The sequence below is a fragment of the Geodermatophilus maliterrae genome, from assembly GCF_041018925.1.
Lineage (GTDB): Bacteria > Actinomycetota > Actinomycetes > Mycobacteriales > Geodermatophilaceae > Geodermatophilus > Geodermatophilus maliterrae.
In genome coordinates, this window is the sequence record NZ_JBFNXQ010000132.1 from 1 (window position 1) to 12,043 (window position 12,043).

Consider the following 12,043-nt stretch of genomic DNA (forward strand, 5'->3'; position numbering starts at 1 on the left):
CGGCCCCCGCTCCGGCCCCGGCCCCCGCCCCGGCTCCCGCCCCGGCTCCGGCTCCACCGCCTGCCGAGGAGGACGAGGACGTCGGTGCCGCCCAACCCCGTCCGGGTACGCCGGACTCGGAGACGGACAACCCGCAGATGGAGGGCGGAGCTGGTCGACCGGGCATCCCTGCCGACGTGCCCGTCTTCGAGGACGTGAGCAGCCCCTACGACGACGAGCTGGTGAACGACTACAGGTCGCGGTGCGAGGGCATCTGCACGGTCACCCTCGACCCTGCCGACGTCGCCAGCCGGGTCCCTCCGCTGTGCATCGAGAGGTTCGACTACATCGCGCCGTCGACGGAGACGGAGCTCACGGAGATCGTCGTGGTGTTCTCCGTGTGCCCGCCGACGGAATAGCCCCGGCCGGATGACGAGCGCCAGAGCTCGGCGCCGCGACTCGGACGGCCGCTCCCCGCGGCCGACCGGTCGGGGCGCGGCGCGCCGCCGGGCGTCCGATGACCAGGGGACCGCGGCGACCTCGGACGCCGGTACGGGTGAGGCTCTGGCGCACCTGCTCAGGACGGCCGGTGCGGTGATCGCGCCGACCACGGCCGTCACGGCGCTGCTCCTGTACTTCGGCCGACAGCACGCTGCCGCCTTCTTCGGCTACTTCGGGGTCAACTTCACCGTCCTCGACCTGACCCCGACCGACTTCCTCGTGCGCAGCGCGGACGGGCTCTTCGTCCCGATAGCGATCGCCGCTCTGTGTGCTCTCGTCGGACTGTGGGCCCACCGCCTGGTGGTGTACCGACTGCCGGGCGACGACCGGCGCAGCATCCTGCGGGTCGTGGCCCCCGCCGCAGCGACGACGGGGGCGGTGCTGGTCGCCGTCGCGGTCGCCACGGTGCTCACGGGGACCCGGCCGGTGCGTCAGGTCCCGGAGGCCGGAGGACTGTCCCTGTCGATCGGCGTGCTGCTGCTCGTCTACGGAGTCCACCTGGCCCGCTCGGTGTGGACCCGGGACGAGGACGCGACGACCGCCCAGGCGCCGGGGATCGGGGTGGCCGAGTGGGGAGCGGTGTTCGTCCTGGTCACCGTCGGGCTCTTCTGGGCGGTCACCAGTTACGCGGGTGGCGTGGGACAGGGACGTGCCCTCGACCTCCTGGAGCGGATGGCCGGGTGGCCCGACGCGGTGGTGTTCAGCGAGCGGAGCCTCAGCCTGGACGTCCCGGGGGTCGTGGAGGTGCCGTGCGCGGTCGCCGGGGAGTCCGAGGTAGCCTATCGCTTCCGGTACGACGGGTTGAAGTTGGTGCAGCAGGCAGGTGACCACTACCTGCTGCTGCCGGCGGAGTGGACGCCGAGGAGCGGAGCCGCCGTCCTCCTCCCGCGCACCGACGACGTCCGTCTCGAGTTCGCCCTCGCCGGGACGGAGCGGCAGCCCGTCTGCTGACCCGCCGCCCGTGCTCTGCTCCCGATGGCGGGCAGAGCACGAGGGGGCAGGAGACCCTCAGAGGACGTCGAACTCGTTGGACGTCGCCCCGCCGGACAGCAGCGCGTAGCCGGGGCCGCGGTCGAAGAACGGCTCGTCCCCGGTGCGGGCGGCGCGCATCGAGGCCCGCAGCGCGTCGGTCGCCCCGGGGTCGGCCGTGCCGTCCCCGCGGACCACCACGCCGTAGTCCTCGCGCGCGCCGGGCACCGAGACCTTGCGCCAGGCGACGTCGCGCAGCACCTCATCGACCGGCCGCTCCAGCGGGTCGCCCCACCCGCCGCCCCCCGTCGTCCGGATCCGGACGACGGTCCCGGCCGGCAGCGGCTCGGCGTCGGCGAGGGCGTCGACGTCGTGCTCGTCCGGACCGCCGGGGTCGACGGTGACCTGGAACGGCCGGCCGGCGCGACCGCCGTTCACGCCCCAGCAGGACAGGATCGAGCGGTCGGCGATCGACATGAAGTGCGCGTCGCGCAGCACCCGGACGTGCTTCTCGTAGCCGCAGCCGCCGCGGTACCGGCCGGGTCCGCCCGAGTCGAGCGCCAGGCCGAGCCGCTCCACCCGCAGCGGGAAGCGGCTCTCGGTGAACTCCGTCGGCAGGTTCCGCGAGTCCGGGACGACGTGGATGGTGTCCTCGCCGTCGGCGTAGTACCGACCGCCCGAGCCGCCGCCGAGCACCTCGCGCATCAGGTAGGGCTGCCCGTCGGCGTCGGTGCCGTACACGCCGGTGTAGCGGATCGTCTCCTGGTCGGCCGGCATCCGGCCGCCGGTGGCCTTGGCCAGCACGCCGGCGAGGACGCCGAGCAGCCGCAGGATCACGAAGGTGCGCGCGTTGGTCGGCGCCGGGAAGACCGGTGTGAGCAGCGTGCCCTTCTCCGGGAAGCGCATCTCGATCAGCGGGACGACGCCCTCGTTGACGTCGAGCTCGGCCATCCGCTCGGGCGTCTCGGCGAGGTTGCGCAGGATCGGCGCCAGCCACTTCTTGAGGAAGTTGCCGTCGGCGTAGTCGCCGCAGTGGTTGATCGGGCCCTTGGCCTGCGGGCCGGTGCCGGTGAAGTCGATGGTCAGCGGGACGTCGGCGGCCGAGTCCATGGTCAGCGTGATCCGCTGGCGGTGCAGCTTCGGCGGCTCGACGCCGTCGTGCTCGGCGTAGTCCTCCCAGACGTAGGTGCCGTCGGGGATCTGGGACAGCACCTCCCGGCGGTACACCTCGGTCGAGTTGGCCAGGATCGCGTCGAAGCAGGCCTCGACGGCGGCCACCCCGTACCGGTCGAACAGCTCCCCGAGCCGCCGCGCGCCGGCCAGGCAGGCCGAGCACTCGGCGTCGAGGTCGGCGGCCAGCGAGTCGGGCATCCGGGAGTTGCGGGTCATGATCGCCAGCGCTGCCTCGTTGCGGACGCCGCGGTCCCACAGCTTGATCGGCGGGACCATCAGCCCCTCCTCGAACACCGACGTCGCCGCGCTCGGCATCGACCCGGGCACCGCGCCGCCGATGTCGTCGTGGTGGCCGAACGCCTGGACGAAGGCGACCACCGTCGGGGCGCCGTCCACGTCGGCGAACACCGGCACCGTCACGCACAGGTCGGGCAGGTGCCCGATGCCGCCCTCGGAGAGGTAGACGTCGTTGTGGAAGAACACGTCGCCGGGCTGCATCGTCGCGATCGGGTGGTCGCGCACCACGGGGTGCACCAGCGCCGAGTAGGAGCGGCCGGTGAGCTTGCGCAGCTGCCGGTCGTGGATGCCGGCGCGGAAGTCGTGCGCGTCGCGGATCATCGGCGACCGCGACGTCCGGCCGATGGAGGTCTCGACCTCCTTCTCGATCGCGGCCAGCGTGCCGGCGACGATCTCCACCAGAACCGGGTCCGCGGCCCCGGAGGTGCCGGTACCGCGATGTCGGCTGTCCATCAGGCGGCCCTCTCGATCAGCAGGTTCCCGTAGCGGTCCACGGTCGCGGCGAAGCCCGGGTGCACCGGCACCGTCGAGCCGAACTCCTCCACGACCGCCGGGCCGGCCACGACGTCGCCCGGCGCCAGCAGGATCCGGTCGTAGGTGGGCGTCTGCACCCACTCGTCGAAGCAGACCTGCCGCGAGCCGGTGACGGCGCGCTCGACCCCGCCGTCCCGTGCGGGCAGCTCCACCACGTCCGGACGGCGGATCGGCCCGATCCCGCTCACCCGCAGGTTCACCCACTCGACGGCCTGCCGGGGGTCGTCGGCGAAGTCGTAGCCGTAGAGCCGCCGGTGCGCGGCGTGGAAGGCGGCGGCGACGTCGTCGGCGGCCGCGGGGGTGAGCTCACCGGCGGCCACCGGCACCCGCACCTCGAAGGCCTGGCCGACGTAGCGCAGGTCCGCGCTCCGCTGCACCTCCTGCTCCGCTCGCGCGAAGCCCTCGCCGTCCAGGGCGGTGCGCGCGGCGTCCTCGAGCGCGGCGTACCCCGCCCGGACCCGGGCGAGGTCGAGGTCGGCGTGCCGCTGGATCGCCGTCTGCACGTGGTCGTTGCGGACGTCGACCGTCAGCAGCCCGAACGCGCTGACGTTGCCCGGGTTCGGCGGCACCAGCGTGCGGGGGAGGCCGAGGACGTCCATGAGCCGGCAGGCCAGCAGCGATCCCGACCCGCCGAAGGTGGTGAGCGTGAAGTCGCGGACGTCGAGGCCGCGGGCCACCGTCACCTGGCGCAGCGCGTTGGCCTGGTTCCACGCCGAGATCTCGAGGATGCCCAGCGCCGTCCGCTGCAGCGACAACCCCAGCCGGTCGCCGAGGGCGCTCAGCCCGTCGCGGGCGGCGTCGGCCGACAGCGGGATCTCCCCGCCGAGCAGGTGCGGCGGGATGCGGCCGAGGACGACGTGCGCGTCGGTGACGGTCGGCTCGGACCCGCCGGAGGGGTAGCAGATCGGGCCGGGGTCGGCGCCGGCCGAGCGCGGGCCGACCTTGAGCGTGCCCTCGGGCGAGAGCCAGGCGATCGAGCCGCCACCGGCACCGACGGTGACGACGTCGATCATCGGGATCTTCGACGGGTAGGCACCCACCGAGCCCTCGGTGGTGAGCGTCGGCTCGCCGTCGACCACCACCGTGACGTCGGTCGAGGTGCCGCCGCCGTCGAGGGTGAGCACCCGGTCGAAGCCGGCGGTCCCGGCGATCAGCGCGGCGCCCAGCGCCCCCGCGGCCGGGCCCGACAGCATCGTGGTGATCGGCTGGTGCACGACCTCCGCAGCCGACAGCACGCCGCCGTTGCTCTTCATCACGTAGAACGGCACGCCGGGCGCGAGGCCGTCGAGCCGCTCCCGGATCGCGGTGACGTACGCGCCCACCCGCGGCTTCACGGCGGCGTCGACCAGGGTGGTCACCGACCGCTCGTACTCGCGGTACTCGCGCAACACCCGCGAGCTGATGGACACCACGGCGTCCGGGTGTTCCACGTGGAGCACGTCGAGCACCGCCCGTTCGTGCGCGTCGTCGGCGTAGGAGTGCAGGAGGCAGACGCCGATGGTGGTGACCCCGGCGTCGCGGAAGAAGCGCGCGGCGGCGACCGCGTCGTCACGGTCGAACGGCCGGACCTCCGCGCCGGTCGGGTCCAGCCGGCCGCGCACGGTCCGCACCAGGTCGGCCGGGACGATCCGCGGCGGCTTGACCCAGAAGTAGCTGTTGCCGTAGCCGTCGGGCACCGACTGGCGGGCGATCTCCAGCACCGACTCGTAGCCCTCGGTGGTGATGAAGCCGATCCGGTCGAGCCGGCCCTCGAGCAGCTGGTTCGTGGCGACCGTCGTCCCGTGGCTGACCGCGGTGACCGCGCCGCCGTCGAGGCCGAGTGCGCCGAGCACCTTGCCGACGCCGGTGAGGAACCCCTCGGCGGGGTCGGCCGGCGTCGACGGCGTCTTGGTCGTCGTCGTCGCGCCGGTCTCCTCGTCGACGGCGACGACGTCGGTGAACGTCCCACCGGTGTCGATGCCGATGCGGACACGGCGCGGTTCCATGCGCGGATACCTTAGAGCTGAGGTACCGCCCGGGGAAGCACCAGCCGGCGGGTCGCTGCCCCCCCGTCCCTCTCGTCGCGTCGGGGCGGCTACCCCTCGGTCCCGCCCTCGACGGGGCCGGTCGAGCGGCCGGCGTCCTCGACAGCGGCTCCGCCAGGGTTCGGGCGTTCGACGTCGTCCGTCCCGGGACGCTCATCGCCGCCCGTCCCGGCCTCGACGTCACTGTCGTCGTCGAAGCCGCGCAGCGCGTCATCAGGAGCCAGGAAGGCGTCGTCGGGACCAGTCATGGCCTCTCCTCGGTCGAAGTGGACGTCCTCGAGCAGTACCCCGCGGAAGGCGGCCAGGCACCCGGCGGCCGCCTCGGCTTCCGCCCGGCGGGCCGCGCGGCAGGCCGGAACGGCATCCCGTACCGGTGTGGCGTCGGTGGAGGTGGCGCCGGTGTCGATGCCGATCCGCACCCGGCGGGCCCTCCTCCCCTCGGTACCTCAGGGCCGAGGCATCGGCGCCGGGAGGGACGTCGCACCGGCCGCGCCGGATCGACGGGCCGCGGCGTGCGTGGTGTCATGCCCTCCGGTGCGCCGTTCCGGGCGCGCCGTGGAGGAGGCGACATGGCCATCGGACACAGGGGGTGCCGGGGGGCGCCCCGGCCGGACGGCGCCGACCGTCGCGGGCCCGGTGCGGGGCCCGGCGCACCGGGTTGAGTGGACGGCCGGCTGGCACGTGAGTTCGTCGAGGGCACGGACGCCCTCGTCTGCGTCGTGGCCGGGGACGGGCGCGTCCTGCTGGCCAACCCGGCCCTGCAGCGGCTGACCGGGCGCTCGGCCGAGGAGCTGCTCGGCCGCCCGTTCTGGGACGTGTGGGTGGTGCCCGAGCACCGGGAGCTCGCCCGCGACGCCATCGAGCGCGCGATGGCGACCGGCCGGGCGCACCCCCAGGAGGGCGACTGGCTCACCGGCGACGGGAGGCGCCGGCTGGTGTCGATGCGCAACCACGTGCTCACCGACGACGACGGCCGGCCCTACGCGGTGGCCTGCGTGGGTCTCGACGTCACCGACCAGCGGCGCTGGGAGGCGCAGCTGTCGGAGCGGGCCCGCACCGACCGGCTGACCGGCATCCCGAACCGGGGCACCTTCTTCGAGGAGCTGGACCGCCAGCTGGCCGCCGACCGCGGCGAGGTGTGCGGCGTCCTGTTCTGCGACCTCGACGGGTTCAAGGTGGTCAACGACGTCCACGGCCACGCGGTCGGCGACGCCGTCCTGGTGGAGGTCGCGGCGCGGTTGCGCTCGCTGGCCGGGCCGGGCGAGACCGTCGCGCGGTTCGGCGGCGACGAGTTCGTGGTGCTCTGCCCGGGCTGCGGCGACGAGGAGCTGGCCCGGCTCGCCGACCGGGTGGAGGAGCAGGCGGCCGCCCCCGTGCCGACCGCGGCCGGCCCGCTCGTGGTCGGCGTGAGCGTGGGCGGGGCCGTGGGGCACCCCGGGGACTCACCCGACGCGGTGATCGCCCGCGCCGACCGGGCCATGTACGGGGCCAAGACGCGGCAGCGCCGGCGGGCGGAGCGCTGAAGGACCCCCTCGCCCCCCGCCACTCGCAGGCTCGCGGCGGGCCCCTGCGAGGGGGCCGTTCCAGCACGTCACCGGGCTCGCGGCCGGTCCCTGCGAGGGGGCCGTGCCAGCACGTCACCGGGCTCGCGGCCGGTCCCTGCGAGGGGGCCGTGCCAGCAGCTACCGGCGGGGCCGGCCGATCCCGGTGGCGTACAGGACGGCGAGGACCGCCCCGGACGGCGCCATCCAGATGAACCACGGGTAGACCGGCTCGAGGGCGCCGAGCGAGACCAGCGTCCACACCACCAGGTTCACCGCGAGCACGCTGGCCCAGACGGTGGTGAGCACCCGCATGGTGGTGCCGCCGGGGGTGTCGGAGAAGACCCGGTGCCGCGGCGCGGGCGGTGGCGGGGGCGGTGGCTCGGGCAGGTCGCGGGTGACCCGGTCGAGCTCGCCGCGGGTGCGCGCCGCCCACACCGCCTGCACCCGCTGGTCGAACTCGGACAGCTCGAGCTGGCCGTGGCCGACCGCCCGGCGCAGGTGCTCCTGCACCGCGCTGCGCTCGGCGTCGGACACCCTCAGTTCCTCGGCGCGGACCGGTTCCGTCATGGCAGGCATCGTGGCACCGCGGCCCGCCGTCCGGGGTCCGTCGTCCGGTGGACGGCCCGCTCGCCGACGGGTCCCCCCGGCTGACCGCTCCCGGCGCCCCGGAGGGGGTCCTTCAGTCGGCCAGGGCGCGGAGCAGGCGGGCGAGCTCCGCGCGGTCGGCGGGAGCCAGCCGGTCGAACAGGTCACGGGTGTCGGCAGCGCGGGCGGCGTCGACCTCGGCCTGCACCTGCCGTCCCGCCTCGGTCGGCCGCAGCACCACGGCCCGCCGGTCGGTGGGGTCGGGGGTCCGCTCGACCAGGCCGCGGGCCTGCAGCGCGTCGGCCACCTCGGTCGCCGAGCGCGGCGCGATGTGCAGCGCCTCGGCCAGGTCGGACAGCCGGACGCCGTCGCGGCCGCCCACGACCCGCAGCGCCCGCGCGTGGTGCGGGGAGAGGTCCCAGGGCGCGAGCACGTCGCGCCAGCGCCGGCGCTGCGCGCGAGCGGCCCGCACCAGCAGCTCGCCGAGCGCCGCCGGGTCGTCGTCCGCCCCCGGGGAATGCGCTGCCATGGCCCTGAGGTTACCGGACCGTGAGGTAGCCTCACCAACGACGACGGGAGGTGGCCGGCATCGACGAGACGACGACGGGCCGCGGCAGCGGCCCCGGCGGGCGCTCCGGGCGCACCGTCGACCCCGCGGACCGGGCGCAGCTGGAGCGCGCGCCGGTCCCCCTGCGCCGGGTGACGGCGCTGTTCCGCCCCTACCGCTGGCAGGTCGCGACCGTGGTCGCGCTCATCGTCAGCTCCTCGGCCGTCGCGCTGGCGACGCCGTTCCTCGTCCGGCTGGTCATCGACGAGGCCCTGCCGCGCCAGGACGTGCGGCTGCTCGCCTGGGCCGTCGCCGCCATGGTCGCGGTCACCGCGCTCACCGCCGTCCTCGGCGTGGCCCAGACCTGGCTGTCGACGACGGTCGGACAGCGCGTGATGCACGGCCTGCGGACGGCGGTGTTCACGCACCTGCAGCGCCAGTCGCTCGGCTTCTTCACCCGCACCCGCGGCGGCGAGGTGCAGTCCCGGCTGACCCACGACATCGGCGGCATGCAGTCGGTGGTCACCTCGACGGCGACGTCGCTGGCCGCGAACGCCACGACGGTCGTCGGCACCGTGGTGGCCATGGTGGCGCTGTCCTGGCGGCTGTCGCTGCTCTCGCTGGTCGTCCTGCCGCCGGCCATCGCGCTCACCCGCAAGGTGGCGAGGATGCGCCGCGCGGTCACCGCGCAGCGACAGCGGCACCTGGCCGACCTGCACGGCCAGGTCGAGGAGGGGTTGAGCGTCAGCGGCGTCCTGCTCGGCAAGACCCTCGGCGCCGGCCCCGCGGCGTCCCGCCGGTTCGCCGAGACGTCGCAGGACCTGGTGGGCCTGGAGGTCCGGTCGCAGCTGGCCGGTCGCTGGCGGATGGCCACGATGAGCATCGTCTTCGCCGGCATCCCGGCGCTGGTCTACCTGTTCGCCGGGCTGCCGGCGACCTCCGGCGGGATGACGATCGGCACCCTGGTCGCCTTCACCACGCTGCAGGGCGCGCTGTTCCGGCCGCTGATGGGACTGCTCGACGTCGGCGTCTCGGTGACCAGCTCCATGGCGCTGTTCAGCCGCGTGTTCGAGTACCTCGACCTGCCGGTGGAGGTCGACGACCCGGCCGACCCGGTGGAGCTCGACCCGGCGTCCGTGCGCGGCGAGGTCCGGTGGGAGGGAGTGGACTTCCGCTACCCCGACGGCGCCCGCCCGGCGCTGACCGGCGTCGACGTCACCGTCCCCGCCGGCACCACGCTGGCGCTCGTGGGCGAGACCGGCTCGGGCAAGTCGACGATGGCCTCGCTGGTCGCGCGGCTGGCCGACCCGGTCGCCGGCCGGGTCACGATCGACGGCGTCGACCTGCGCGACCTGCGGCTGGCCACGCTGGCGCAGGTGGTCGGCGTCGTCTCGCAGGAGACCTACCTGCTGCACACCACCGTGCGGGAGAACCTGCGGCACGCCCGCCCCGACGCCACCGACGCCGAGATCGAGGCCGCGGCCCGGCGGGCGCAGGTGCACGAGGTCGTCGCCGCCCTGCCCGACGGCTACGACACCGTCGTCGGCGCCCGCGGGCACCGGTTCTCCGGCGGAGAGAAGCAGCGGCTGGCCATCGCCCGCACGCTGCTGCGCGACCCGCGGGTCCTGGTGCTCGACGAGGCCACCAGCGCCCTGGACACCGCCACCGAGCGGGCTGTGCAGGCGGCGCTGGACGAGGTACGCCGCGGCCGGACGACGATCACCATCGCCCACCGGCTCTCGACCGTGCGGCACGCCGACCGCATCGCCGTCCTCGACGCCGGCCGGCTGGTCGAGTCGGGCACGCACGCCGAGCTGCTGGCGCGCGGCGGCCGGTACGCCGACCTGGTCGCCGCCGGCGACCGCGACGAGGACCTCCTCGCCGCCTGACCTCCCGCCGTCCTCAGGCGACGTCGACGGCCTTCAGGCGCACGCCACGGAAGGCGGCCAGCCGCTCGGCCTGCTCGCCGACCGCGTCCCGGACGGCGGGGGAGAGCGGCGTCCACGGCTCGACGGTGACCGTCAGCGAGGACCCGGCCTTCCGCGGGCGCCACAGCCCCGCGAGCCCGCCGCCGGCGAGCACCGCGCCCGGCCGGCCCAGGGTCGGCCACAGCGCCTTGCGGCGGGCGGGGTCGGCGACGAGCGTCTCGCGGTCGCGGGCCTGCAGGAACAGGTCGAACGGGCCGAGCAGCCGGGTGACGGCGGGGAGCGGCGCCCCGAGCCGGTCGGCGTCGTCGGCCAGCAGCCAGCGCCGCTGCCCGTCGACGTCGACCTCGACGACGTCGCCCGGCCAGTGCGCCTTCACGTCCTTCACCGGCGCGTCGAGGTAGCCGGCCACGTGCTGTGGCGTCGCCGGGCCGAGCAGGTGCAGGTAGGCCCGGACGACGTCGAGCCGGTCCGGGACGGTGTCCGCCGGGACGAACCCGGGCACCGGCTGCAGCACCGGCGGTGAGGTCCCCGGCTGCAGCTCCAGGCCGGCGCGCAGGGCGGACAGACGGAAGGTCTGCTCGTGCGAGTGGACGGCGTCGCACGGGCGGCAGTAGCGGTTGTACGGCGGGTCGACCACCTGCGAGAGCCGCCGGGACATGTCCCCCTTGACCGTCGGCTCGGTGACGATGCCGCGCATGGCCGCCGCGAGGGTGTCCAGCGCGGTGAGCACCGGGATGCCCGCGGCCCTGAGCGGCTTGGCCGCGTCGAACACCCGCCTGGCCGCGTCCTCCTCGGAGAACGGCGCGGTGGCGGCCGCGACGGCGGGCAGGTCGGCGCGGCGGTAGAGGTGCGGGGCGCCGCGCAGCGTCCAGACGGTGGTCAGCTCGGCCGGGTCCAGCGCCGCGACGTCCACCCCGCGCACCGCGAGCGCCCACAGCCCGCCGTCGGTGCCGGTGTCCTGCACGCCGAGGTCGAGGACGGCGGTGTCGGCGACCGTGCCGGCGTCCCGGTCCAGCTGCTGGGCGGCGACCCGATAGGCGAGCACGTCGCGGGACGGGACACGGTGGACGGGTGCACTCACGGCTCCGCACCGTAGGGGTTGGAGTGCCCCGGGCGTCGGGCGCCGCGGACGCCGGTCGGGCCGGCGCGTGCACCGCGACGGTGAGGCGACCCGGCCACCTCCTCGCAGCGAGGTCCGGCTGCCGGAGCCGAGTGCTCGCGACAGCCCGCTGACCTGCGCGAACTCTCGTACCCCGGTCGTAGGTCCGTCCCGTGCAGGAGATCGAGGAGGTCGGGCCGCCGGTGGCCGGTGGTCTGCTCGACCTGCTCATGGCCCGGCCGCCGGAGCTGCCGCGACTGCCGGTGTCTGTGCTGTCGCGGGAGCAGAAGGCCGCCGAGCTGCAGCGGGTGGCCGCGCTGGAGGCGATGACCGCCGCCTACGAGGCGGAGCTGGTGCTCGGCCTGGCCGACGGCAGCCCCGACGACGCCGACCCGGCACCGGGCACGCCCGGGGGCCGGGGGTCGTGGGCGCCGGATGCCGAGCTGCCCGGGGTGTCGGAGTTCTCCCCCGCCGAGCTGGGCATGGTGCTCAACTGCGGCCGCGGCACCGCCTCCCACTTGGCGCACCGGGCCTGGACCTACCGCAGCCACCCGCCGGCGACCTGGGCGGCGCTGGCCGCCGGGGAGCTGGACGAGGCCCGGGCGAAGGCCCTGGTCGAGGTGCTGGAGCACACCGATCCGGCCGTGGCCCGCACGGTCGAGGCCCGGCTGCTGCCGGAGGCGGCCTCACTGACGACCGGCAAGCTGCGCAAGCGGGCCCTGGCGCTGCTGCTGGAGCTCGACGCCGGCGCGGTCGACCGGCGGCGCGCGCAGGCGCAGCGGCACGCCGACGTGCGCTGCTATCCCTCCCCGCTGGACGGGATGGCCACCCTGGCCGCCGACCTGCCCGCGCCGGTGGCCACG

General features: G+C 75.4%; 11 protein-coding genes. 5 read left to right on the forward strand and 6 right to left on the reverse strand.

Annotated elements, in window-relative coordinates; genetic code table 11:
• Positions 1 to 176: 176 nt before the first annotated feature.
• Both ABQ292_RS24285 and ABQ292_RS24290 read left to right on the forward strand, forming a co-directional pair.
• The gene (locus ABQ292_RS24285; RefSeq protein WP_369210279.1) at positions 177 to 398 is read left to right on the forward strand and encodes a hypothetical protein; all 222 of its coding nucleotides are present in this window, start codon (positions 177 to 179) and stop codon (positions 396 to 398) included.
• A gap of 175 nt (positions 399 to 573) precedes the next feature.
• Positions 574 to 1,431 (forward strand): hypothetical protein, encoded by an 858-nt coding sequence (locus tag ABQ292_RS24290; protein ID WP_369210280.1) that lies wholly within the window; start codon positions 574 to 576, stop codon positions 1,429 to 1,431.
• A 57-nt stretch (positions 1,432 to 1,488) separates the two neighbouring features.
• Here ABQ292_RS24290 and ABQ292_RS24295 read toward each other — a convergent pair whose 3' ends face one another.
• From ABQ292_RS24295 to ABQ292_RS24305, 3 genes are all read right to left on the reverse strand, one after another.
• Positions 1,489 to 3,372 (reverse strand): hydantoinase B/oxoprolinase family protein, encoded by a 1,884-nt coding sequence (locus ABQ292_RS24295; RefSeq protein ID WP_369210281.1) that lies wholly within the window; start codon positions 3,370 to 3,372, stop codon positions 1,489 to 1,491.
• On the reverse strand, positions 3,372 to 5,438 hold the full coding sequence (locus ABQ292_RS24300) for a hydantoinase/oxoprolinase family protein (RefSeq protein WP_369210282.1): 2,067 nt from the start codon (positions 5,436 to 5,438) through the stop codon (positions 3,372 to 3,374). The genes ABQ292_RS24295 and ABQ292_RS24300 overlap by 1 nt, the downstream gene beginning before the upstream one ends.
• 89 nt (positions 5,439 to 5,527) lie before the next feature.
• Positions 5,528 to 5,896, reverse strand: coding sequence for a hypothetical protein (locus tag ABQ292_RS24305; protein ID WP_369210283.1), 369 nt, complete (start codon positions 5,894 to 5,896; stop codon positions 5,528 to 5,530).
• A 243-nt stretch (positions 5,897 to 6,139) separates the two neighbouring features.
• Between ABQ292_RS24305 and ABQ292_RS24310 the strand changes: the two genes are divergently transcribed.
• Entirely contained in the window at positions 6,140 to 7,000 is an 861-nt protein-coding gene (locus ABQ292_RS24310; protein ID WP_369210284.1) for a GGDEF domain-containing protein, read from the forward strand.
• Between the two features lie 159 nt (positions 7,001 to 7,159).
• Here ABQ292_RS24310 and ABQ292_RS24315 read toward each other — a convergent pair whose 3' ends face one another.
• A complete protein-coding gene (locus ABQ292_RS24315) occupies positions 7,160 to 7,588 on the reverse strand; it encodes a DUF1707 SHOCT-like domain-containing protein (RefSeq protein WP_369210285.1) in 429 nt (142 codons plus the stop codon).
• Between the two features lie 112 nt (positions 7,589 to 7,700).
• A complete protein-coding gene (locus ABQ292_RS24320) occupies positions 7,701 to 8,135 on the reverse strand; it encodes a MarR family winged helix-turn-helix transcriptional regulator (protein WP_369210286.1) in 435 nt (144 codons plus the stop codon).
• A gap of 50 nt (positions 8,136 to 8,185) precedes the next feature.
• Here ABQ292_RS24320 and ABQ292_RS24325 point away from each other — a divergent pair, with 50 nt between their 5' ends.
• Entirely contained in the window at positions 8,186 to 10,042 is a 1,857-nt protein-coding gene (locus ABQ292_RS24325) for an ABC transporter ATP-binding protein (RefSeq protein ID WP_369210287.1), read from the forward strand.
• Positions 10,043 to 10,055: 13 nt separating this feature from the next.
• Here the strand turns inward: ABQ292_RS24325 and ABQ292_RS24330 are convergent, their stop codons facing one another.
• Positions 10,056 to 11,162, reverse strand: coding sequence for a winged helix DNA-binding domain-containing protein (locus ABQ292_RS24330; RefSeq protein WP_369210288.1), 1,107 nt, complete (start codon positions 11,160 to 11,162; stop codon positions 10,056 to 10,058).
• Positions 11,163 to 11,353: 191 nt separating this feature from the next.
• On the opposite strand from ABQ292_RS24330, the gene ABQ292_RS24335 reads away from it, so the two are divergent.
• Positions 11,354 to 12,043: DUF222 domain-containing protein (locus tag ABQ292_RS24335; RefSeq protein ID WP_369210289.1), on the forward strand; the 690-nt coding region annotated here is incomplete at its 3' end.

What these genes read in the sequence shown, in the direction of transcription:
- ABQ292_RS24295 (WP_369210281.1), bottom strand. Translation starts at nt 3,372, where the DNA reads ATGGACAGCCGACATCGCGGTACCGGCACCTCCGGGGCCGCGGACCCG.
- ABQ292_RS24300 (WP_369210282.1), bottom strand. Translation starts at nt 5,438, where the DNA reads ATGGAACCGCGCCGTGTCCGCATCGGCATCGACACCGGTGGGACGTTC.
- ABQ292_RS24315 (WP_369210285.1), bottom strand. Translation starts at nt 7,588, where the DNA reads ATGACGGAACCGGTCCGCGCCGAGGAACTGAGGGTGTCCGACGCCGAG.
- ABQ292_RS24320 (WP_369210286.1), bottom strand. Translation starts at nt 8,135, where the DNA reads ATGGCAGCGCATTCCCCGGGGGCGGACGACGACCCGGCGGCGCTCGGC.